Origin of the sequence: Pseudomonas sp. CMR5c (assembly GCF_003850545.1) — a bacterium.
GTDB lineage: Bacteria > Pseudomonadota > Gammaproteobacteria > Pseudomonadales > Pseudomonadaceae > Aquipseudomonas > Aquipseudomonas piscis.
Map to the genome: position 1 here is coordinate 5,663,389 of NZ_CP027705.1, position 21,016 is coordinate 5,684,404.

Genomic DNA, 21,016 nt, shown 5'->3' on the forward strand with positions numbered 1-21,016 from the left:
AGGGGTAACGCGGATCAGCGAACTCCGTCCTGGCGCAGGGCGGCCGGGGTGAAGTCGCTGGTGGTGGCGGTGAAGCCGAAGTCATACGCCTGTTTCTCTTCGTTCTTCATGCCCAGAGCCAGGTAGCGGCCGGACTGCAGGTCGTAGAGGGTTTCCAGGGCGTACCACGGCACTTGCTTGTCGTAGTAGTCCTCGGAATGGGCCTCGGCCACGCGCCACAGTTGGCCACGACCGTCGTAATGGTCGATCACCGCGGCCTGCCAGGTGTCCTCGTCGATATAGAAGTCACGCTTGGCATAGATATGGCGCTGGCCTTCCTTCAGGGTCGCGACCACATGCCAGACCCGGCGCAGCTCGTAGCGAGCCAGGTCCTGGTTGATGTGGCCGGCCTTGATGATGTCGGCGTACTTGAGGGTCGGCGAGTCGATCTTGTAGCTGTTGGAGGCGATGTACATCTCCTTCTTGCCTTCCAGCTTCCAGTCGTAGCGATCCGGAGCGCCGTTGTACATGTCCAGGTTGTCGGAAGTACGCAGGCCGTCGGCGGCGGTACCCGGGCCGTCATAGGAGACTTGCGGGGCGCGACGCACACGGCGCTGGCCGGCGTTGTAGACCCAGGCCGAACGCGGCTCCTTCACCTGGTCCAGGGTTTCGTGCACCAGCAGCACGCCACCGGCCAGGCGCGCCGGGGCGGTGACCTTCTGCTTGAAGTAGAACAGGATGTTGCCCGGGTTCTTCGGATCGTAGTCCTTCATCTTGTCGCGGAACACGAACTGGTCCTGGAAGTACACCAGGCTGTAGGAGCCGTTGGCTTGCGGAGTGGCCTGGGTCACCAGGCGGGTCACGCTGCCGCCGCGATAGCGGGTGATGTGGTTCCAGATCACCTCGACCCCGCTTTTCGGGATCGGGAACGGAATCGCCGTCTCGAAGTTCTCCAGGCCGTTGCCGCCGGAGACCAGGTTGGTCTTGGTGGCGTTGCGCTTGATGGCGGCGAACACGTCAGCCGGCACGGTAGCGCCACGGTGGGTGGCGTATACCGGCATCTTGTAGCTGTCCGGGTAGCGCTTGAACATCGCGTACTGCCCGGGTGCCAGCTTGTCCTTGTACTGCTCGACGTTCTGCGCGGTGATGGTGAACTGCGGTTGTTCGTTGCCATAGGGGTTGGACAGGAAACCCTTGCCATCCACGCTGCCGGCGTTGGTCGCCAGCGGCTTCCAGGCCGGGATGGTGCCGGCGGCGTTACCGGCCATCTCGGCGCCCATCGGCGTCAGGCTGCTGCCCAGCTTGGCAGCCTCGTCGGCCGATACCGCAGCCATGACTGCGGTAGCCAGCAGCGACAGTCCCAGCACACCGACGTGCAACAGACTCTTGGTGATTTTCATATTGTTGTTCTTCCTGAAAATACAATGTGCTTAGAAGTTCACGCCAACGCTCAATGCGAGGAAATCCCGGTCATCCACGGTGCTGTAGTCGCCACCGAAGAAGTTGGTGTAGGCCAGGCTCGCGGTGTAGGTGTTCTGGTACTCGGCGTCCAGCCCCAGGCTGATGGCCTTGCGCCCTTCCTCGAAGTTGCCGCCAGGACCAGGTGAGTAACCCTTGACGTCATGGGACCAGGCCACGTTGGGCTTGAGGTTCACGCCGGCGAACACATCCGGGTATTCCCAGATCGCCCGGCCGCGGTAGCCCCAGGAGGTGGTCGTGGTGAAGCCATCGTTGTTGCAATTGCTGGTGGCGTTGCTGGCATCCGCGCCAGGACCCGCCCCGGCGATGGTAGTGTTGTTGAGCCCAGCGCAGGTGTTCTGGCCGAACGTGGCCGGCAGCTTGCCTGGGCCGAACACTGGATCGCGGCCATACCGCACTTTCGATTTGCTCTCCAGGCCTCCCACGCGGGTAATACCCAATTCACCTACCAGGGTCAGGCGGCTGGCGCCCATGACCTGATCGAAGAAATGCGTGAGCGTGGTCTGGAACTGGGTGATTTCCTTGCGCCGATAGCCATTGAGGTCCTGCCCTGGAACGCCCTCCAGCAACGAAGCATTGGTGAAGGCTCCCTTCAAGGGACGCACGGCGGAATACAGGATGTCGGTGGAGTTGAGCTGGACCGGCGCGTTCGGCCGGTAGCTGATCTCGCCGCTCCATGCGGTCCCCGTGGGCAGGGTGGTGGAGAAGCTCAGGCCGTACAGGCGGATGTCCTCGGGATACTCGACGAAGTACTTCGAGTTGCCGGCGATCCATACCGGAGCCAGGGTGCCGAAGCCCGGGGCCATGGCATAGGCCGACTCCGGTGCGGCGGTAGCGCTGAAGATCGGCGCGCGGCTGTGGTAGTTCATGAAGTAGGCGCCGAACTCGGTGTCCAGCGGCTCGAAGTTGTAGCGGAAGGCCACGCCGAATTGGCCGCCGTCACGGGCATCGCGGTCGCCGCTGCGGCGTACCAGGGTGCCCTCTTCGTTGGTATCGACGCCACGGGCCTGCATCGCCGCCAGCGCCGCTCGCCCCGGGGCCGTGGCGGCGATGGTCGAGCGCTTGGCCAGCAAGCGCAGGTTGTCATCGCAGCCGTCGGAAATGTTGTCCGGCTGGGAGAAGAAGGTCCCGCAGTTGTCGGTGACGGTCTGGTCCCATTCCAGCTGGTAGAAGGCTTCGGCCGACAGGTTTTCGGTCAGGTTCTGCGAGATGTAGAACATGTTGACCGGAATCAGGCCTTCCTTGATTTCGGCACCGGGACGACGGAACGCCGAGACGTCGATCGGGTTGATCGAGTTGATGCCGCCGCCGATGAAGGTGCTCTCGCCCCAGCTCACCACCTGCTTGCCCAGGCGCACCGAACCCGGCTCATCGCCGATGGAGTAGTTGTGGTAGACGAAGGCATCGAGGATCTGCCCGCCGGAGGACTTGGCGCCTTCCTTGCGGTTGCTGTCGCTGATGTTCTTGAAGTCCATGTCTTCGTCTTTGAGCTTGAAGTCGTACCAGTACTTGCCACGGACGAAGACACCGGTATCGCCGTACTTGAGCTCCAGGTCATGGATGCCCTTGAAGATCTTCGAGAAGGTCTGCCCCTTGTTGAAGTTCAAGTGGCCGTCGTCGGTGGTCTGGGACAAGCCCTTGCCGCCGTTGTTGACCCCGATCAGATCCTTGTTGCGCCCTGCGGTCGACCAGCTGGCCCCCAGGGAAAGGGACGAATCGAAGCTGCCTTCGATTTCACCGACGTTGAAAGTGACGCCGAATGCAGGCCCGGCGAGCGTGGAGGCGAGACCGACGGCCAGGGGCAGTTTCGCCCGGCGCCAGAACTGGTTTGCTGATGTCATCGACGCTACTCCATGTGCATTATTGTTATGGCAGTTGGTTTTTCCGAGACCGCCCCGGGTAGCGGCGCCAGCACACTGGCGCAGGCCCTGGGGTTGCGTGGCGCCAATACCCCGCAATGCCCCGTCCCTCGAAAAAGACTGTTAACGGACTATAGCCAGCAAGGATTACTGCTTGATCCCTCTAAAGTGTGATTTGCAGCCATCCGGCCGTGCTGGAGCGGCCCGTTGCCATAACCGCTGAAAAATGGCCGGCAAGGATGACGGAAAAATCCGCGAGTACAAGGCAAAGGCTTGCAGGGTGGGCGCGCCGTGCCCGGGCGGACACGGCGGGAAAGACTCAGAGGGTGGAGAGAAAGGCGCTGTTGCTGGCCTGCCACTCGCTGATGTTGACGCGGATGCGCTTCTTGTCGAGCTTGCCGACGCTGGTCTTGGGAATTTCCGTAACAAGGGCGATCTGGGTGGGAATGGCCCACTTGCTCAGGTGCCCCAGTTCGACGAATGGCTTGAGGTGTTCCTTGAGCTCCCGGGCGCCGATCTCGTGGCCTTCACGGACCACCAGCAAGGCGAACGGCCGCTCTCCCCATTGCGGATCGGCGATGCCCACCACTGCTACTTCGCGTACCGCCCCATGCCGGCTGATGAGGTCCTCCAGGTCCAGGGACGAGATCCACTCCCCGCCGGTCTTGATCACATCCTTGATCCGGTCGCGGATATCGATCACGCCCATGCCGTCCAGGGTCGCCACGTCGCCGGTATGCAGCCAGCCGCCTTCCCAGAGCTCGGCGCCCTTTTGCGGCTCGTTGAAATAACCCTCGCTCAGCCAGGGTGCGCGCAGTACCAGCTCGCCCTGGGATTCGCCGTCCGCCGGCAGGAAGTTGCCCTCGGCGTCGACGATCGCCGCCTCCACCAGGGGCCCGGGCACGCCGGCCTTGATCCGGTAGGTGGTGCGCTCGTCCTCGCTGCCCGCCATCAGTTCATCGTTGAGGTGGGCGCAGGACACCAGCGGCCCGGTCTCGGACATGCCGTAGGCGGCGGTCAACTGCACGCCCCTGGCCTTGGCGGCCTCGTACAGCGCGCGGTTCAGGGCGCTGCCGCCGATAACGATCTTCCAGCCGCCGAAATCCGTGCCCTGGGCCGCCTTGGCATTGAGCACCATCTGCAGGATGGTCGGCACGCAGTGGGAGAAGGTGACTTTTTCCCGGCGCCACAGCTCCACCAGGTACTCGGGGTCGTAGCGCCCCGGATAGACCTGCTTGAGGCCCAGCATGGTGGCCACGTAGGGCAGGCCCCAGGCATGCACGTGGAACATCGGGGTGATGGGCATGTAGACGTCGTTGGTGCCCAGCAGGCGCACGCTGTCGATGGCGCCCATGATGGTGGACACGCCCATGGTGTGCAGCACCAGTTGCCGGTGGGTGAAGTACACGCCCTTGGGATTGCCGGTGGTGCCGGTGGTGTAGAAGGTGGTGGCCACCGAGTTCTCGTCGAAGTCCTCGAACTGGTAGTGCGGGCTGGCGGCCGCCAGCAAGGTCTCGTACTCGCCCACCAGGTTCGGCAGGTCGGCGGTCTTCTGTTCGCCATCGGTGAGCAGCAGGGTCTTGTCCACCGTGGTCAAGTGCCCGGCAATCGCCTGGTACAGGCCGACGAACTCGCTGTTGACCAGCACGAAGCGGTCCTCGGCGTGGTTCATGGTGTAGAGGATCTGCTCCGGCGACAGACGCACGTTGATGGTGTGGATGACCGCGCCGATCATCGGGATGGCGAACATGCACTCCAGGTAACGATGGCTGTCCCAGTCCATCACCGCCACGGTGTCCCCGGCCTTGACCCCGGCCGCGGTCAACACGTTGGCCAGGCGCGCCACCCGCTCGATCAGGGTCGGATAGGTGTAGCGCAACTGGTCGCGGTAGATGATCTCGCGGGTCTTCTCGTAGCGGCTGCCGGACATCAGCAGCCGCTTGATCAGGAGCGGGTATTGGTAGGCCCCTTCGGCGGGGGGGATAACGCGAGTCTGCAACATAAGAATCCCTTTTCTGACGGCTCGGTCGTAACAGGAGAATACTCACTCTAGAGTGCCTGCGCGCCAGCCAAATCAGCCAAAGGGATGATTTGCAGGGACGCCTGATACTAGCTCCAGGCCAGTATCGGCGCGGCCCCGCGTGCCATCACGCCTGCTGGCCCAGCGCCGCTTCAGCCGGCGTGCGGGGGAAAGCCAGGGCGGCGACGAAGGTCAGCGCCGCGATCGCGCCCAGGATCAGGTACAGCCCGGCCAGGCCCTGGCGCGGCTCCACCAGGGCGATCAGCGGAATCGCCGTGGCGCTGGCACCGAACGACAGGCAGTAACGCAAGGCGAATACCCGGGCCTGCCACTGGGGGGCGACGAAGTTGGCGACCATCGCATCGTTGACCGTGACCTGGCCGAACACCACGAACATGAACGCCGCACCCAGCACAATCACATTCCAGCCCTCAGCATGGGCCAGCGCCAGCAACAAAGGCCCCTGGAACAGGGTCATGACGATGAATGGCCATTTCAGGCTGAAGCGATGCAACAGTCGTCCCATGGTCAACTGCGCCACCGCACCGAAGGCGTAGGCCAGGCTCACCACCAGTCCCAGGGTCTGCGGCGAGGTGAAGACGTCCAGCAAGCGCTCCTGGAACAGTTTCGGATAGGTCATGGTGGTGGCGTTGAACACCACGCCACCGGTGGCCGTGGCCAGCGCCAGGACAGCGAACACCAGGAACATCGAGATCTGTTGCCCGCCCTGCCCTTTGAGCGGCGCATGGGCCCGGACCGGGATCGGCTCCTCACGCACCTGCCAGGCAAAACCGATACCCAGCACGATCGCCACGGCCCCTGGCAGGATGAATGCCGAGCGCCAGCCGAAGCGGGCCACCAGGAAGCCGGTGAGCAGCGCCGAGAAGGCCACCCCGAGGTTGCCCCACATGCCGTTGATACCGATCTCGCGCCCACGGTTGCGGGCGTAGGCCACCAACATCGCCGTGCCCACCGGGTGATAGATGGCGGCGAACACCCCCATCAGGGTCAGGCCCAGGGTCAACATCGCCGGGCTGCTGCTCAGGCCCGTGAGGATCGAGGAACCACCGATGCCGAAGAAGAACAGCAGCATCATCCGTCGGCGGCTCCAGTGGTCGCCCAGCCAGCCGGCCGGCAGCGAACAGGCGCCAAAGGCGATGAAACCTCCCAGGGACAAGCCGATCAGAGCGGCATAGTCCATGGCGAAGGCCTGGGTCATGCCCAGTACCGCCGCAGGGAAAATCAGCATGAACATGTGGTCGATGACATGGGCGGCATTGACGTAGCGGATGACATTTCGGGCTTGGTTCATGGCGGCACGCTGCAGGTAGTGAAGGTGACGCTTATGCTAGGTTGGCGACAAACAGCATTCTGGACAACAAAGTCATCGGAACGGACATGTTAATCAGCCACTTCCAGCAGGGCCCGGTCAGCGCCTACTCCAGGGACTACGCCGATGCCGCGCACCAGCCGCTGCACTGTCATCACGAGGCGCAGTTCCTCTACGCCGCCTGCGGCACCATGCGCCTGGTGACCGCCCATGGCGCCTGGGTCATCCCTCCGACCCGCGCAGTATGGATTCCACCACTGGTGGAGCATGAGATCTTCATGGCCGGGGAAGTGCGCATGCGCACGCTGTTCATCGCTGCCGAGCTCTGCCCGGCATCCTTGCAGCAGTGCTGCGTACTGGCGGTCACACCGCTGTTGAGGGAATTGATCTTGCGCGCGGTGCAAGGCCCGAAGCAGGCCCGCAACCCGCTGATCCAGCAACTGATGCTGGAGGAGATCGCCGGCCTGGAGAACCTGCCGCTGCATATCCCGATGCCCCAGGACCGCCGCCTGCAAGCCATCTGCCTGGCCCTGCTGCGCACTCCCGACCATTGCTACACCCTGGAGGATTGGGCGCAGCAGGTGGGCGCCAGCTCACGGACCCTGGCGCGGCTGTTCCAGCAGCAGGTGCGGATGAATTACAACGCCTGGCGCCAGCAACTGCGCCTGATGGAAGCCCTGCCACGCCTGCTCGCCGGGGAAAGCGTGCACAGCGTGGCCGACTCACTGGGCTATGGCAGCGCCCGGGCCTTCAGCGCCATGTTCCAGCGCTTGCTCGGGGATACGCCACGGCATTACGTGGCATCCCTGAACCAGCTCAGTGCCCTCAATGCATCTCGGTGAAGGCCAGCTTGACACCGATGGCGATCAGCACCGCACCCATGGTGCGATCGAACCAATGGCCCATGCGGGCGAAACCAGCCCGCACCCGCTGCTGGCTGAACAGCATGGCCACCAGGCAGAACCAAAGGGCCGTGGCCGCCGCCAGGTAGACCCCATAGCCGGCCTGGATCGCCAGTGGTGTATGAGGGTTGATCACCACGGTGAACAGCGAGAGGAAGAACAGCGTCGCCTTGGGATTCAGGCCATTGGTGACGAAACCTGAGGTGAAGGCTCCGCGGGCGGTGCGCACGCCGGCCTCCTTGTGCAGGTCGTCCGTGGCCGGCTTGGCTGGCTGGGCACGCAGGGCCTTGTAGCCGATGTACAGCAGGTAGGCGGCGGCCAGCCACTTCAGGGCGTTGAACAACACGATGGACTGGGAAACGATCAGGCCGATCCCCAGCAACGAGTACCCCACGTGCAGGAAGATCGCCGAACCCACTCCCAGGGCGGTCCAGGTGCCAGCGCGACGGCCATGGGTCACGCTTTCGCGCACCACCACGGCAAAGTCCGGGCCGGGGCTGGCCACCGCCAGCAGATGGATGAGGGCAACGGTCAAGAACTCGGTGAGGTACATGCAGGCTCCTGTATATGTCTAATTATTTCATCTGTTAGGCTCGGCAGATTACGCCTTGGTTTCCTCGCACGAAAGGTACAGTTCATGACCGACAATCGCCGCGCCGTCTTCCTCGATCACAGTTCGCTGGACTTGGGTGACCTGGATCTGGGGGTGCTGCACGACAGTTTCAGTCCCTTGCACTTGCATGCCCATACGTCCCCGGAACAGGTGGCCGAGCGCCTGCAAGGAGCCCAGGTGGCCATCAGCAACAAGGTGGCGATCAACGCCCAGGCCCTGGCCGCCTGTCCCGAGCTGCGACTGATCCTGGTGACGGCCACCGGCACCAACAACATTGACCTGGAAGCCGCCCGGCGCCAGGGCATCACCGTCAGCAACTGCCAGGGCTACGGCACGCCGTCGGTGGCCCAGCACACCCTGATGCTGCTGCTCAACCTGGCGACACGGGTCGCCGATTATCAACAGGCCGTGGCTGCCGGACGCTGGCAGCAGGCCAGCCAGTTCTGCCTGCTGGATTTCCCGATCATGGAGCTGGCGGGCAAGACCCTGGGCCTGCTGGGCCATGGCGAACTGGGCGGCGCGGTGGCACGCCTGGCCGAAGCCTTCGGCATGCGCGTGGTCCTGGGACAGATTCCCGGACGCCCGCTGCGCGCCGACCGCCTGCCCCTGGACGAACTGCTGCCCCAGGTGGACGCCCTGACCCTGCACTGCCCGCTCAACGAACACACCCGCAACTTGATCGGCGCCCGGGAGCTGGCCCTGCTCAAGCCCGGGGCCCTGGTGGTCAACACCGCCCGCGGCGGGCTGATCGACGAACAGGCCCTGGCCGACGCTCTGCGCAGCGGCCACCTGGGAGGCGCGGCCACCGACGTCCTGAGTGTCGAGCCGCCGGTCAACGGCAACCCCTTGCTGGAGGCCGATATCCCACGCCTGATCGTAACCCCGCACAACGCCTGGGGCAGTCGCGAAGCCCGCCAGCGCATCGTCGGCCAACTGGTGGAAAATGCCCGGGCCTTCTTCAATGGTGAACCGCTGCGGGTCGTGAATTGATAGACTGCGCCACTTTTTTTCAGGTGCGGACGATGGACATACGCAGCGAAATACTCTTACGCCAGGCCGAGCTGTTCCAGGGCCAGGTACTGCTGGCCGGCCTGAGCGCCGATGACCTGCTCGGCCGCCTGCCGGCCGCCCAGGGCTGGAGCTGGCACGCCGGCGACCACACGGCGCTGCAAGCCCGCTTCCCGGATCGCTGCCATTTCGGGGTGAACGCCCCGGACAGCGCCTTCGACAGCGCCGTGCTGTTCCTGCCCAAGTCCAAGGACCTGGCCCACTACCTGCTCAACACCCTGGCTTCGCGCCTGGCCGGGCGCGAGCTGTACCTGGTGGGGGAAAAACGCGCCGGCGTGGAAAGTACCGCCAAGCAGCTCGCCGCCTTCGGCAAGCCGCGCAAGCTCGATAGCGCCAGGCATTGCCAGCTGTGGCAGGTCACGGTGAGCAACGCCCCCGAACCTGTGGCCCTGGAGAGCCTGGCCCAGGAGTACCTGTTGCCATTGGCCGAAGGCCCGCTGAAGGTCGTCAGCCTGCCCGGCGTGTTCAGCCATGGCCGCCTGGATCGCGGCACCGCGCTGCTGCTCGAACACCTGGACCACTTGCCTGCCGGCCACCTGCTGGATTTCGGTTGTGGCGCCGGAGTGCTGGGGGCGACGGTCAAGCGCCGCTATCCGCAAACCCGCGTGACCCTGTTGGACGTGGACGCCTTCGCGGCCCGGAGCAGCCGCCTGACCCTGGCAGCCAACGGCCTGGAAGGCGAAGTCCTGACCGGGGACGGTATCGATGCCGCGCCCATGGGCTTGAACTGCATCCTGACCAATCCGCCGTTCCATACCGGGGTCCACACCGACTATCAGGCCACGGAAAACCTGCTGAGAAAATCCAGTGAACATCTGGAAAAAGGCGGTGAACTGCGGGTAGTCGCCAACAGCTTCCTGCGCTACCAGCCACTGATCGAAGAGCACCTGGGGCCCTGCGCGATCAAGGCCGAAGGCGATGGTTTCCGCATCTACCGGGCCAAGCGCGGCTGAGCGTCTTTTTCACAAACAAGGCTTGCCGAAAGGATTTTGCCTAGGCAGAATCCGCTCCGTCCTAGGGGAGTAGTCTCCCACGAGCGCCACGCTCGTCCGGCATGCGTCAACATACTTGGTCCGAAGACCATGGCGCATGCGACCCAAGAGTCCGCACAGACGGGCTGCCGGGTTTGACAAGACCTATGACACGCACACCTTACCCGGGGCGGGAAGGCTGTACGTGTCATAGCCGTGTCGACCCGCCCCTTAGGAAAACCCTGATGCTGGACTCCCTGCTCGTTCCCACCGCAATCGTTGCCTTGGCCGAAATCGGCGACAAGACGCAACTGCTTGCCCTGATCCTCGCTGCGCGCTTTCGCAAACCCTGGCCGATCATCGCCGGCATCGTCGCCGCGACCCTGGCCAACCATGCGGCCGCCGGTGCGGTAGGTGCCTGGTTCGGCAGCTTCTTCTCGGATGCGACCCTGCACTGGATCCTCGCCGCCAGCTTCACCGCCACCGCGCTGTGGACCCTGGTGCCGGACAAGATGGACGACGACGAAGCCACCACCGCGCGCAAGTTCGGCCCCTTCCTCACGACCCTGATCGCCTTCTTCCTGGCCGAGATCGGCGACAAGACCCAGGTCGCCACGGTCATGCTGGCTGCGCAGTATCCGGAATTGTGGCTGGTGATCATCGGCACCACCCTGGGCATGCTGATCGCCAACGTCCCAGTGGTGCTTGCCGGCAACTTCGCCGCGGACAAACTGCCGTTGACCCTGATCCGGCGCCTGGCGGCATCGGCGTTCGTCATCCTGGCCCTGGTCGCGGTATACAAGGCCATGCAGAGCAGCGGCTGGTTGTAAACGAAAACGCCGGCAAGGCAGCCCCCGTTACGGGAACCGCCTTGCCGGCGAATGCATCATCGGCTGACGCGGTGGATCAGGACTTCTTGGCCTGCTGGTACAGCGGCATCACCTTGGGAATTGCCGCCTGCAACGAGGCGATACGGCTGGTGGACGCCGGGTGAGTGCTCATGAACTCGGGCGGCGCGGAACCACCGGCAGCCTGGCCCATCTTGTTCCACAGGGTAATGGCCGCGTTCGGGTTGTAGCCGGCACGGGCGGCCAGCTCCAGGCCGATCAGGTCAGCCTCGTTCTCGTTCTCACGGCTGTTGGGCAGGGTCATCAACAGGTTGACGCCGTTGTCGCCCAGGGCAACCGTCTGCTGGGAAACACCGAACAGGGTCGCGATCTGCTTGCCGGCACCCAGCGCGTACTGCTTGGACATCGCCTCGCGACCGTGCTCACGCAGGGCGTGGGCGATCTCATGGCCCATCACCGCGGCGATTTCATCGTCGGTCAGCTTCAGTTGCTCGATCAGGCCGGAGTAGAAAATGATCTTGCCGCCAGGACCGCAGTTGGCGTTGAGCTCATCGCTCTTGATCAGGTTGACTTCCCATTTCCACTGCGCGCAATCCGGACGGAAGTTCGGAGCCTGGGCAATCAGGCGGTTGGCGATGACCTGCAGGCGCTTGGCGTTGGCGCTGGTCTTGTCCAGCGCGCCCTGGCTGCTAGCCTCGCTCAGGGTCTCCTGGTAGGACTGTGCGTAGGACTGGTTGACCTCGGCACTGGATACCATGCTGAACATGGACTGTTTGCGATCCACGCCCACCACACCTGCGTTGGTGGTGTTGACCGTCTCGCAACCACTGAGCAATACCGCGGCGCTCAGCGCACATACAACCAATGACTTCTTCTTCATGAAAACCTCCCTGAAAACATGGCGCGTATCCTAAGGGCGAGTTGGTATCCGCGCCAGATGCAAAACGCTTTTTCGCTCGCAATTGAGATGCAGGTCAGCGCTGCAGGAAAAAATTCATCTTGTCCCCAGGGCCCGTGGCATTTGACGTGGCACCTTGCCACTAACGACCTCCGCCTCCTTCCCGGCGTCATTTGTGCAATCCGGGCTAATGACCCACAGGGCTGCGGCCGATACAGCACGGCAGACCTCAATTCCTGCGCCCGGAGCCTCTATGAAGTTCAAGTCGATCCAGTTTTCGGTGGCCGCACTGGCCGGAGCCATCGTCCTCAGCGTGGTTGCAGCCCTGGTGCTGTATGCCCTGTTCTCCGGCGCCCGGACCCAGCAAATGGTGCAGGAAAGGACCCAGGCCCAGTTCGAGCACGTCATCGAGCAACGCTTGAGCGGCCTGGCGCAGACCCAGGTCAGCCAGATCCAGCGGGAACTGGAGGCGCCGCTGCTGATTGCCGCCGGCCTGGTGCGGGTCAACGCCCTGATGGGCAGCCGGGATGCCCAGGGCCAGGCGCAACTGAACCTGAGCCGCGAACAGCTGATCGCCCTGATCAAGGAAAACGTCACCCAGAACCCGAAGATCCTCGGCGCCTATATAGGCTGGGAGCCCAACGCCATCGACCACAACGACGGGGCCTATGTCGGCACCAGCGTGGCCGGCATCGATGCCGCTAGCGGCCGCTTCCTGCCCTGGTGGTTCCGCAACCAGGACTCCAGCCTGGGCCTGGACAAGCTGGCCGACGTCAACGACCGGACCGTGCTGTCCACCGGGGTGCGGGCCAGCGAGTACTACCTGTGCTCCAAGGACAACCTCAAGTCCTGCGTGATCGATCCCGCGCCTTACAAGGTCGGCGACAAGGTGGTGATGCTCGCCTCCTTCATCCAGCCCATCCTGCTGGACGGCAAGTTCCAGGGCATAGTCGGTGCCGACCTGTCGGTGAACTTCATCCAGGACATGCTGGTGGGCGCCAACCAGAAGCTCTACGGCGGCGCCGGCGAGATGGCCCTGATCGGCGGCAACGCGCGCCTGGTGGCCTACACCAAGGACCCCGGCAAGTTCGGCGAGAAGGTCAGCGACGTACTCAACAGCGATACCGTCGCCAAGCTGTCCAATCTCAAGCGCGGCGAGGTGACCTATGACGTCGACCAGGCCAACGGCAAGATCGCCCTCTACCTGCCCTTCGGCATCGGCCAGACCGATGCCCAGTGGACCCTGATGCTGCAGCTGCCCCTGGGCGCGGTAATGGCTGACCTGGACAAGCTCCAAAGCGACCTGGCCGAACAGCGCCAGGCCGACATTTTCGGCATGGCCATGGTCGGCCTGGTGATCGCCGGCGTCGGCCTGCTGGTGATCTGGCTGGTGGGCCACGGCATCGCCCGGCCGCTGCGGCAGATGGTGGCGATGCTCGACGATATCGCCCAGGGCGAAGGCGACCTGACTCGCCGCCTGAGCAGTGACCGGGCCGATGAGCTGGGCTCGATCGCCAAGGGTTTCAACACCTTCCTGGCCAAGTTGCAGGCGATGATCAGCCAGGTGGTGACCTCGGTGCAGAGTGTCAGCGACTCCTCGGAACACACCGCCGATATCGCCATCCGCACCAACCAGGGCGTACACAAGCAGATGGTGGAAATCGACCAGGTGGCCACAGCGGTGCACGAGATGACCGCCACCGCTCAGGACGTGGCACGCAACGCGACCCAGGCTGCACAAGCGGCCAGCCATGCCGACCAGGCCGCCAGCCAGGGCATGCAGGTGGTGCGTGATACCTCCAGCGCCATCGCCGCCCTGGCCGAAGAGATCGGTCGCGCGGTGACCGTGGTGCAGACCCTGGCCAAGGACAGCGAGAACATCAACGCCATCCTCATCGCCATCCGCGGGATCGCCGAACAGACCAACCTGCTGGCCCTCAACGCAGCGATCGAGGCCGCCCGTGCCGGCGAGCAAGGCCGCGGCTTCGCGGTGGTCGCCGACGAGGTGCGCAACCTGGCGCAGAAGACCCAGCAGGCCACCGAGGAAATCCAGTCGATGATCCAGCAACTGCAGCAAGGCACCCGGGAAGTGGTGCGGGTCATGGAGGACAGCCAACACAAGACCGACCAGAGCGTCGAGCATGCGGCCAAGGCGGCCCAGGCCCTGGAGACCATTACCCAGGCGGTCTCGGTGATCAACGACATGAACACCCAGATCGCCAGCGCCGCCGAGGAGCAGAGCGCGGTGGCCGAGGACATCAACCGCAACGTGATCAACATCGGCCAGGTGGCCAACGAAGTGGCTGGCGGGGCCGACGAGTCCAGCGCCGCCAGCGCCGGCCTGACCAAGCTGGCCGAACAGCAACGCCGGCTGATCAACCAGTTCAGGGTCTGAATGTCGAGGCGCCTCGCCCCGGCCTCAAGCGGGGGTCAGGCACTCCGGCCCATTGAGCTTGGGATCGTTGACCAGGTTGGCCAGGACCCGCTCGCGCAAGGCCGCGGGCGGGCTGGCCAGCAAGGCGTGCAGGACATGCAGGGGAGTCTGCGGATCCAGCCAGGCATCCTGGCCGGCAGCGTCGAGGATCAGCGGGCGGCGCAGGGTAGAAGCCGCCTGGGTCACCACCGCGGTGCTCAGCCAGACCTGCTCCTGCACCGGGTAAGCCTCCCAGATCGCAGCGAAGAAGATCGACGACCCTTCCCCCGGCGTCAGCCAGTAGGGACGCTTGCGGCTGCCTCCGCGCCACTCATAGAAACCGTTGGCCGGCAGCAGGCAGCGCCGTTCGCGAAACGCCTGGCGGAACATCGGTTGCTCGGCCAGGGTTTCTGCCCGGGCGTGGGCCGGGGTACGGGACAGGTCGGTCAACCAGGCCGGGGTCAAGCCCCAACGAGCCCTGGCCAGGGTACGCTGGTCGTTCTCCAGGCGCTGGATCAGCACCGAATCATTCGGCGAAATATTCCATTGGGCCCGCTGGTCCGCGGGAAATCCCGGCAAGGCCGCGAAGGCGGGGTTCCAGCGAAACAGGGCATAACGTCCACACATGGGGCAATACGACTCTCGGCAAATCGGCGCTCAGCCTAACAGACCAGCACGCCGGCAAACCCCTCCGGCTCTTCGAAGGGCAACGGCAGGGCGGCATTGTACGCAGCGATCAGTTCCCGCGCGCGCTGCGCCTCGTGGTTTTCCACCGACAGCGCCAACAGCCCGAAGACCGGCAACTCCCCTGCCCCGCCCAACAAGTCGCGTCCCTGCAGGTGCGCCTCGATGCCCTCGCTGGCCAGCATGCGCTGGAGCAGTTCACCTTCCATCAGATTTTCCGGCTCGTAGATCCGCTGCATAAGCACTACTCCCCCAGGTTCAGTCGTTTTCCGCGTGCACATCCAGCATCCATTCCTGGCCATCGGTCTGCAGCGTGAACACGATGGGCCGGCAGCAAACCGGGCAGTCCTCGATATAGGTCTGGTCGCCGGCGGACAGGTCCAGCACCGCCTCTGCCTGTTCGCCGCAGTAAGGACATTGATAATGGTCGGTTTCCAGCATCGCGGTCTCCCGAGTGACTTATGCGTATAATCGCCGGTCTATTTGCAGGGCTTTTAATGCTTGAGCTGAATCTTCAGACCGCGCCCGGCTTTTTTTCGATCCGAACCTTCTTCTTACCCTAGCCGTTTCCAACAAGAGAGCATGATGGGCGAATTCGATGCCATCCGACCTTACCACGACAGCGAAGTACCAGCGGTGCTGGCCCGGCTGCTCAGCGACAAGGCATTCCTAGATATCCTCACCCACTTTCGCTTCCCGCGTTTTGCCAACACTTTCGGTTGGCTGCTCAAGCCCCTGATCGCTCATCGCCTGCGCCGCGAATTCGCCGGCATCACCTCGGTGGCGACCTTGCAGGACAAGGTCGAGTTCTATGTCGACCACACCATCGAACGCGCCACCGACGGCGTGACCTATACCGGCGTCGAGCAATTCAAGTCGGGAACCGCCTACGTGTTCCTGGCCAACCATCGCGATATCGTCATGGACCCGGCGTTCGTCAACTATGCGGTCTATCACGCCGGCCTGCCGACCCCGCGCATCGCCATCGGTGACAACCTGCTGCAAAAACCGTTCGTCAGCGATCTGATGCGCCTGAACAAGAGCTTCATCGTGCATCGCTCCCTCAGCGGGCGGAGGGAAAAGCTCGCGGCCTACCAACTGTTGTCGGCCTACATCAACCACTCGATCCGCAACGACGGTCAGTCGATCTGGATCGCCCAGGCCGAGGGCCGGGCCAAGGACGGCGACGACCGTACCGAGTCGGCGATCCTCAAGATGTTCCACATGAGCCGCAAGGACGAACCGTTCGGCGAAGTGATCCAGTCACTGAACCTGACGCCGGTGTCCATCAGCTACGAATACGATCCTTGCGACCAGGCCAAGGCCCGGGAGCTGTATATCCGCGCCACCACCGGCAGCTATACCAAGGCACCGGGGGAAGACGACGTGAGCATCGCCAAGGGCATCACCGGCTACAAGGGCCGGGTCCACGTGAACTTCGCCACGCCCATCAGCGAAAAGTTCGAAGATACCAAGCAACTGGCCATGGAAATGGATCGGCAGATCCTCGGCGGCTACCGGCTGTTCCCGGTGCACTACCTGGCCTATGCCCAGTGGAGCGATGCCGATCCGCAGTTGCAGGTGCCCAGCGCCGCCGAGGTGTTCCCGGCCCAGGAACTGGCCAAGGCCGAGCAGGAATGGCAGCGTCGCCTGCAAGAATGCCCGCCGGAGCATCGCCCCTACCTGGTGCTGCAGTATGCGACCCCGGTCCGCAACCAGTATCGGGTCAAGGCCGGCCTGGCGCTGTAGGGCCCGGCCTGCTAAAGCACAACGGCGCCTGGGGGCGCCGTTGTCGTATTCGTGGCCAGGTGGGCGATCAGAACCGCGTGCTGATCCAGGACACCAGCAGCGCCAGGCCCAGGCTGGCGAAACCGAAACGATAGAAGAAGCGGTTGATGCGCAGGGTGGCCGGGTCGAGCATCAACATGGGCTGGTCCACCGCCCGTTCTTCACTCTGGACTGCCAGGTTGGCCAGGGCCCGCTGCTCTCGGCGACGAGTGGCGTGCAACAGCCAGCTGCCCGGGCAGGCCAATAGCAGGGCGAACAGGTTGATCAGCTTGCCGGGATGGGCAATGAACATCGACCAGAACATTTGCAACGACATCATGAACCTCGAAAAAGACCGGTGTTCGGGCCGTCGAGTGCGCCCGCGGCGCGGATTCTACTCAATCCCCGGGCGGCCCCACGGACCTTTCCGACCAGTAACGAGGCGCCGGGCAATTAATTTAGTTCGTCATCTTTTCGTCATCTGAACAAGCCAGTCTGTCGCCCCTCGATGACCCACGGAGCTTGTCATGTTGCATGCAGAAAACCAGGACCGCCTCTACCTGATCGCCCCTAGCGAGGAACAGCAGGCGCTGGTCGGAGCCCTGGCCTTCAACGTCCAGGATCGTCACTGGCTGGTGTATTGCGCCCTGGGCGGGCATCAACACGCGGACTTGCCGGAGACCGACCTGCTGACCGGCGTCAGCGTGCTGGACTTCTACGTCGAAGCGGCATGAAGCACTGCCCGACAGGCAATGAAAAAGCCCGGCGTCCAAGGGACCCGGGCTTTTTTGCATCTGTCGGTTTATAGCGTCAAACAAGACCGTGTGGGCTTGCTCGCAGCCGGCGGGCAGCTACAGGGTGCGCATCACTCGCCGAGGATCTGGCCGATGCTCGGATCCTTGAACAGACGGGTCAGCGCGTCGCTCAGTACGTCGCCCACCAGCTTGGTGTTGGTGTCCTGGTTCGGCGCCATGCCGAAGCGCTGGTCCAGGGAAGCACCATAGCGGCCGCTGTAGCGGCGGTTGGCGTTCTGCACGTCGGAGCGGAAGGTCGCACCGATGGTCGCCTCGGTCACGTACATGCCTTCCTTGGGCGATTGATACTTGAGCTCGGCCAGGGTCACGGTCAACTGGGGGGCATTGCTGCCACCGGTGGTCGGGGTAAAGCCCAGCAGGCGCACCGCGGCCTCGGCCTGGGCCTGCAGCTTGGGCAGGATCTGCGCGCCCTGCACGGTGATCGAGCTGGTTTCAGGGTACAGACCGCCACGGGTACCCAGCACAGGGGACGAACGGCCATCGACCACCCTCACCACCACCGGCTGGCCATGGCCCACTGGCGCCAGCTGGGAGGTGAGCTTGGGCTCCGGAGTGAGTTGTTGCGGGCTGTGGGCGCAGCCTGCCAGCGACAGGCTGGCCACAGTGATCAAACCGAACAACAGGCGTTGCAACATGCTCATTTCTCCAGGAATCAGGCACAAACAGGCCCGCAGTATAGCGGTGCACGACAGCGGCAAACCAGCATTGCCGGGGACTTAAGTCATCACTCGGACAGGTCCCGTACAAGCAGGTTCCTGTAACCTGCCGTTCACCCGTAATACACGATGATGTAACGGCTCGGCGGCATGCTTATCGTCAATGACACACTAGGTGCCTGGTCATGAAGCTCCTTCGCTCCCTGTTCGCTCCACGCCATGAGTTCCGTAGCTTCGCCCTGCTGGATTGCCAGGGCCGCTGCCAGGCATTTCGCCATAGTATCGAGGCACCTGTCGGCGACGGCTGGGTGGAAATCCAGGAGATCCGCCTGAACTGGCTGCACCATATGCTGCCCGCCAGCGCCCGCGTGAGCCCGCGCAGCGTGGTCACCGGGGCGCGACCGATACTGGCCACCTGACCAAAAGCCTAATAAAAGTCGCGAAACAGGATCATTTCTGCACATTTCTTCGTTACAATCTCCCCCCGATTATAAGGACGTCTCCTGATCGGGCCTCGCAGTACCGCCAACGCCACTGCCTTGGCACCCCGCACCGCCCACAGAGAGCCGCCCACACAGATCGAGTGAAGCTGGCGTGCTTGCTGTTGTCCCACCTTGCAACCCTCCACTTTTCACGAATCTGCAGAGCTGCCATTGCTCGGACACTTATGCTGTTCGCCCGTCGTGCCCGCATGCCCCAGTCATGCCGGTACCACCGCTCGGGCCAGGTGCCAGGCCAAGGCAGCCCTTTTTTGAGGTTCACGTCTTCAAAAGAGCGTGAAAAAACGGGTTTTCACAACTTCACAAGAGTGTGGCGAGCAAATGAATAGTTTTGCGTCTGAACTGGCACCATTAGCCTCTACAACAGCCCGATTACACAGGTCCGAGCGCTCCTCGAGAGCTGAAGCTTGAAGCCTGTCCGCTGACGGATTTGGTTGCACTGGCGGATGTATCGACCATAAGTCGAATTGCCCCGAGGCTCCCCGAGATGCGTTCATATGCACCTTGAGGCCCGGTTGGTAGCGTCCGCAGAAGTTGCAAAGAATTGCGAAGACTCGGACATGGCAATCCTGGCCATGGGTAACCTGGGGCACCACGTGAATCGCCCCGTCACTCCTGGCAGCCATGCCGTCAATTTGGTGCTGCAGATTTTGGAGACGCGTTAATGGCGCATAACGAAGCAGTAGACGTTGTATTGGTCGGGGCCGGCATCATGAGTGCCACCCTCGCTGTACTGCTCAAGGAGCTCGACCCCGCGATCAAGCTGGAAGTCGTCGAGCTGATGGATTCGGGTGCCGCGGAGAGTTCCAACCCGTGGAACAACGCCGGTACCGGCCACGCTGGCCTCTGTGAGCTGAACTACACGCCACAGGCCGCCGATGGCAGCATCGATATCAAGAAAGCCGTGCACATCAACACCCAGTTCGAGGTGTCGAAGCAGTTCTGGTCCTACCTGACCCGCAAAGGCACCTTCGGCTCGTCCAGGTCCTTCATCAATCCGGTGCCGCACCTGAGCTTCGTCCAGGGCGACAAGGGTGTCGCCTACCTCAAGAAGCGCCATGAAGTGCTGAGCCAGCACCATGCCTTCGCGGACATGGAGTACACCGAGGACAAGGCCAAGATGGCCGAGTGGATGCCGCTGATGATGCCGGGCCGCCCGGCGGATGAAACCATCGCCGCCACCCGGGTCATCAACGGTACCGACGTCAACTTCGGCGCCCTGACCAACCAGTTGCTCAAGCACCTGACCAGCGCCCCCGACGCCCAGGTCAAGTACTGCAAGCGCGTCACCGGCCTCAAGCGCAACAAGGCCAACGGCTGGACCGTGAGCATCAAGGACGTCAACAGCGGCAACACCCGCGAAGTCGACGCCAAGTTCGTCTTCCTCGGTGCCGGCGGCGCGGCCCTGCCGTTGCTGCAGGCTTCGGGCATCGAGGAGAGCAAGGGCTTCGGCGGCTTCCCGGTCAGCGGCCAGTGGCTGCGCTGCGACAACCCGGAAGTGGTCAAGCACCACCAGGCCAAGGTCTACAGCCAGGCCGCCGTGGGTTCGCCACCGATGTCCGTACCGCACCTGGATACCCGCGTGGTCGATGGCAAGAAATCCCTGCTGTTCGGGCCTTATGCCGGCTTCACTACCAAGTTCCTCAAGCACGGTTCGTTCATGGACCTGCCGATGTCGGTTCGCGCCGGCAACATCGGCCCGATGCTGGCCGTGGCTCGCGACAACATGGACCTGACCAAGTACCTGGTCAGCGAAGTCATGCAGTCCATGGAGCAGCGCCTGGAATCCCTGCGTCGGTTCTATCCTGAAGCCAAGGCCGAGGACTGGCGCCTGGAAGTGGCCGGCCAGCGGGTGCAGATCATCAAGAAGGATCCGAAAAAAGGCGGCATCCTGCAGTTCGGCACCGAATTGGTGGCCGCCAAGGACGGTTCCCTGGCCGCCCTGCTGGGCGCCTCGCCTGGCGCCTCGGTGACCGTATCGATCATGCTGGAACTGATCGAACGCTGCTTCCCGGCCAAGACCAGCGGCGAATGGGCCGCCAAGCTCAAGGAAATCTTCCCGGCACGGGAAAAGGTCCTGGCTACCGACGCCGCGCTGTATCACAAGATCAACAGCGAGAACAATCTGCGCCTGGAGCTGGTGGAGCCAAGCAAGGAAACCGAAAGCTACGCTTGATCCGCGACCATGAAAAACGCCCCGTCCTTTGCAGGACG

Annotated in this window: 20 protein-coding genes, 1 pseudogene and 1 riboswitch; of the genes and pseudogenes, 10 read left to right on the forward strand and 11 right to left on the reverse strand. The window is 63.5% G+C overall.

All coding sequences use genetic code 11. The features are described from left to right. Window positions 1-14: 14 nt before the first annotated feature. The 4 genes from C4K40_RS26080 to C4K40_RS26095 form a co-directional block, all read right to left on the reverse strand. Entirely contained in the window at window positions 15-1,379 is a 1,365-nt protein-coding gene (locus C4K40_RS26080) for a DUF1329 domain-containing protein (RefSeq protein ID WP_022640853.1), read from the reverse strand. Between the two features lie 30 nt (window positions 1,380-1,409). Then, the gene (locus tag C4K40_RS26085) at window positions 1,410-3,299 is read right to left on the reverse strand and encodes a DUF1302 domain-containing protein (protein WP_053131982.1); all 1,890 of its coding nucleotides are present in this window, start codon (window positions 3,297-3,299) and stop codon (window positions 1,410-1,412) included. 337 nt (window positions 3,300-3,636) lie between these two features. Then, the gene (locus C4K40_RS26090) at window positions 3,637-5,319 is read right to left on the reverse strand and encodes a fatty acid--CoA ligase (RefSeq protein ID WP_053131985.1); all 1,683 of its coding nucleotides are present in this window, start codon (window positions 5,317-5,319) and stop codon (window positions 3,637-3,639) included. Between the two features lie 145 nt (window positions 5,320-5,464). Continuing rightward, complete coding sequence (locus tag C4K40_RS26095) at window positions 5,465-6,649, reverse strand: MFS transporter (RefSeq protein ID WP_053131987.1); 1,185 nt, start codon at window positions 6,647-6,649, stop codon at window positions 5,465-5,467. Between the two features lie 86 nt (window positions 6,650-6,735). On the opposite strand from C4K40_RS26095, the gene C4K40_RS26100 reads away from it, so the two are divergent. Further along, window positions 6,736-7,509: a helix-turn-helix domain-containing protein gene (locus tag C4K40_RS26100; protein WP_053131990.1), complete on the forward strand. Its 774-nt coding sequence runs from the start codon at window positions 6,736-6,738 to the stop codon at window positions 7,507-7,509. On the opposite strand, the gene C4K40_RS26105 is transcribed toward C4K40_RS26100, so the two are convergent. After that, window positions 7,493-8,122 carry a LysE family translocator gene (locus tag C4K40_RS26105; RefSeq protein WP_053131993.1) on the reverse strand — a complete coding sequence of 210 codons (630 nt, stop codon included), beginning with the start codon at window positions 8,120-8,122 and terminating at the stop codon, window positions 7,493-7,495. The two genes, C4K40_RS26100 and C4K40_RS26105, sit on opposite strands and share 17 nt — an antisense overlap. An 84-nt stretch (window positions 8,123-8,206) precedes the next feature. Between C4K40_RS26105 and C4K40_RS26110 the strand changes: the two genes are divergently transcribed. From C4K40_RS26110 to C4K40_RS26120, 3 genes are all read left to right on the forward strand, one after another. Beyond that, window positions 8,207-9,172, forward strand: coding sequence for a 2-hydroxyacid dehydrogenase (locus tag C4K40_RS26110; RefSeq protein WP_053131996.1), 966 nt, complete (start codon window positions 8,207-8,209; stop codon window positions 9,170-9,172). Between the two features lie 32 nt (window positions 9,173-9,204). Beyond that, a complete protein-coding gene (locus C4K40_RS26115) occupies window positions 9,205-10,203 on the forward strand; it encodes a class I SAM-dependent methyltransferase (RefSeq protein ID WP_053131999.1) in 999 nt (332 codons plus the stop codon). Between the two features lie 52 nt (window positions 10,204-10,255). After that, window positions 10,256-10,390, forward strand: a riboswitch (yybP-ykoY riboswitch). A gap of 76 nt (window positions 10,391-10,466) precedes the next feature. Then, a complete protein-coding gene (locus C4K40_RS26120) occupies window positions 10,467-11,051 on the forward strand; it encodes a TMEM165/GDT1 family protein (protein ID WP_022640859.1) in 585 nt (194 codons plus the stop codon). 76 nt (window positions 11,052-11,127) lie between these two features. Here C4K40_RS26120 and C4K40_RS26125 read toward each other — a convergent pair whose 3' ends face one another. Beyond that, window positions 11,128-11,949, reverse strand: coding sequence for a M48 family metallopeptidase (locus C4K40_RS26125; protein WP_022640860.1), 822 nt, complete (start codon window positions 11,947-11,949; stop codon window positions 11,128-11,130). A gap of 1,360 nt (window positions 11,950-13,309) precedes the next feature. Here C4K40_RS26125 and C4K40_RS32315 point away from each other — a divergent pair. Together C4K40_RS32315 and C4K40_RS32320 are read left to right on the forward strand one after the other, a co-directional pair. Further along, window positions 13,310-13,507: pseudogene (locus C4K40_RS32315) on the forward strand (HAMP domain-containing protein); the annotation flags it as partial. Window positions 13,508-13,618: 111 nt separating this feature from the next. Beyond that, entirely contained in the window at window positions 13,619-14,362 is a 744-nt protein-coding gene (locus C4K40_RS32320) for a methyl-accepting chemotaxis protein (RefSeq protein WP_371263437.1), read from the forward strand. Window positions 14,363-14,386: 24 nt separating this feature from the next. On the opposite strand, the gene C4K40_RS26135 is transcribed toward C4K40_RS32320, so the two are convergent. The 3 genes from C4K40_RS26135 to C4K40_RS26145 are packed head-to-tail and all read right to left on the reverse strand — an operon-like array spanning window position 14,387 to window position 15,505. After that, a complete protein-coding gene (locus C4K40_RS26135; protein WP_053132002.1) occupies window positions 14,387-15,007 on the reverse strand; it encodes an SOS response-associated peptidase in 621 nt (206 codons plus the stop codon). Between the two features lie 35 nt (window positions 15,008-15,042). Continuing rightward, a complete protein-coding gene (locus C4K40_RS26140) occupies window positions 15,043-15,303 on the reverse strand; it encodes a putative signal transducing protein (RefSeq protein ID WP_022640862.1) in 261 nt (86 codons plus the stop codon). Between the two features lie 19 nt (window positions 15,304-15,322). Then, window positions 15,323-15,505, reverse strand: a complete 183-nt coding sequence (locus C4K40_RS26145; RefSeq protein WP_022640863.1) for a CPXCG motif-containing cysteine-rich protein — start codon at window positions 15,503-15,505, stop codon at window positions 15,323-15,325. Window positions 15,506-15,646: 141 nt separating this feature from the next. Between C4K40_RS26145 and C4K40_RS26150 the strand changes: the two genes are divergently transcribed. After that, the gene (locus C4K40_RS26150; protein ID WP_053132005.1) at window positions 15,647-16,813 is read left to right on the forward strand and encodes a 1-acyl-sn-glycerol-3-phosphate acyltransferase; all 1,167 of its coding nucleotides are present in this window, start codon (window positions 15,647-15,649) and stop codon (window positions 16,811-16,813) included. Window positions 16,814-16,880: 67 nt separating this feature from the next. On the opposite strand, the gene C4K40_RS26155 is transcribed toward C4K40_RS26150, so the two are convergent. Beyond that, window positions 16,881-17,168 (reverse strand): hypothetical protein, encoded by a 288-nt coding sequence (locus C4K40_RS26155; RefSeq protein WP_172681634.1) that lies wholly within the window; start codon window positions 17,166-17,168, stop codon window positions 16,881-16,883. 190 nt (window positions 17,169-17,358) lie between these two features. Here C4K40_RS26155 and C4K40_RS26160 point away from each other — a divergent pair, with 190 nt between their 5' ends. Continuing rightward, entirely contained in the window at window positions 17,359-17,565 is a 207-nt protein-coding gene (locus C4K40_RS26160) for a hypothetical protein (RefSeq protein WP_022640865.1), read from the forward strand. Between the two features lie 131 nt (window positions 17,566-17,696). On the opposite strand, the gene C4K40_RS26165 is transcribed toward C4K40_RS26160, so the two are convergent. After that, window positions 17,697-18,281, reverse strand: a complete 585-nt coding sequence (locus C4K40_RS26165) for a YajG family lipoprotein (RefSeq protein WP_022640866.1) — start codon at window positions 18,279-18,281, stop codon at window positions 17,697-17,699. A gap of 206 nt (window positions 18,282-18,487) precedes the next feature. On the opposite strand from C4K40_RS26165, the gene C4K40_RS26170 reads away from it, so the two are divergent. Together C4K40_RS26170 and mqo are read left to right on the forward strand one after the other, a co-directional pair. Further along, window positions 18,488-18,721, forward strand: a complete 234-nt coding sequence (locus C4K40_RS26170) for a hypothetical protein (RefSeq protein WP_022640867.1) — start codon at window positions 18,488-18,490, stop codon at window positions 18,719-18,721. 745 nt (window positions 18,722-19,466) lie between these two features. Next, window positions 19,467-20,978: a malate dehydrogenase (quinone) gene (gene mqo, locus C4K40_RS26175; protein ID WP_053132011.1), complete on the forward strand. Its 1,512-nt coding sequence runs from the start codon at window positions 19,467-19,469 to the stop codon at window positions 20,976-20,978. The last annotated feature ends 38 nt before the right edge of the window (window positions 20,979-21,016 follow it).

Coding starts and splice junctions, on each gene's coding strand:
- C4K40_RS26080 (WP_022640853.1), bottom strand. CDS start 1,379: ATGAAAATCACCAAGAGTCTGTTGCACGTCGGTGTGCTGGGACTGTCG.
- C4K40_RS26085 (WP_053131982.1), bottom strand. CDS start 3,299: ATGACATCAGCAAACCAGTTCTGGCGCCGGGCGAAACTGCCCCTGGCC.
- C4K40_RS26090 (WP_053131985.1), bottom strand. CDS start 5,319: ATGTTGCAGACTCGCGTTATCCCCCCCGCCGAAGGGGCCTACCAATAC.
- C4K40_RS26095 (WP_053131987.1), bottom strand. CDS start 6,649: ATGAACCAAGCCCGAAATGTCATCCGCTACGTCAATGCCGCCCATGTC.
- C4K40_RS26100 (WP_053131990.1), top strand. CDS start 6,736: ATGTTAATCAGCCACTTCCAGCAGGGCCCGGTCAGCGCCTACTCCAGG.
- C4K40_RS26105 (WP_053131993.1), bottom strand. CDS start 8,122: ATGTACCTCACCGAGTTCTTGACCGTTGCCCTCATCCATCTGCTGGCG.
- C4K40_RS26110 (WP_053131996.1), top strand. CDS start 8,207: ATGACCGACAATCGCCGCGCCGTCTTCCTCGATCACAGTTCGCTGGAC.
- C4K40_RS26115 (WP_053131999.1), top strand. CDS start 9,205: ATGGACATACGCAGCGAAATACTCTTACGCCAGGCCGAGCTGTTCCAG.
- C4K40_RS26120 (WP_022640859.1), top strand. CDS start 10,467: ATGCTGGACTCCCTGCTCGTTCCCACCGCAATCGTTGCCTTGGCCGAA.
- C4K40_RS26125 (WP_022640860.1), bottom strand. CDS start 11,949: ATGAAGAAGAAGTCATTGGTTGTATGTGCGCTGAGCGCCGCGGTATTG.
- C4K40_RS32320 (WP_371263437.1), top strand. CDS start 13,619: ATGGTGGAAATCGACCAGGTGGCCACAGCGGTGCACGAGATGACCGCC.
- C4K40_RS26135 (WP_053132002.1), bottom strand. CDS start 15,007: ATGTGTGGACGTTATGCCCTGTTTCGCTGGAACCCCGCCTTCGCGGCC.
- C4K40_RS26140 (WP_022640862.1), bottom strand. CDS start 15,303: ATGCAGCGGATCTACGAGCCGGAAAATCTGATGGAAGGTGAACTGCTC.
- C4K40_RS26145 (WP_022640863.1), bottom strand. CDS start 15,505: ATGCTGGAAACCGACCATTATCAATGTCCTTACTGCGGCGAACAGGCA.
- C4K40_RS26150 (WP_053132005.1), top strand. CDS start 15,647: ATGATGGGCGAATTCGATGCCATCCGACCTTACCACGACAGCGAAGTA.
- C4K40_RS26155 (WP_172681634.1), bottom strand. CDS start 17,168: ATGTCGTTGCAAATGTTCTGGTCGATGTTCATTGCCCATCCCGGCAAG.
- C4K40_RS26160 (WP_022640865.1), top strand. CDS start 17,359: ATGTTGCATGCAGAAAACCAGGACCGCCTCTACCTGATCGCCCCTAGC.
- C4K40_RS26165 (WP_022640866.1), bottom strand. CDS start 18,281: ATGTTGCAACGCCTGTTGTTCGGTTTGATCACTGTGGCCAGCCTGTCG.
- C4K40_RS26170 (WP_022640867.1), top strand. CDS start 18,488: ATGAAGCTCCTTCGCTCCCTGTTCGCTCCACGCCATGAGTTCCGTAGC.
- mqo (WP_053132011.1), top strand. CDS start 19,467: ATGGCGCATAACGAAGCAGTAGACGTTGTATTGGTCGGGGCCGGCATC.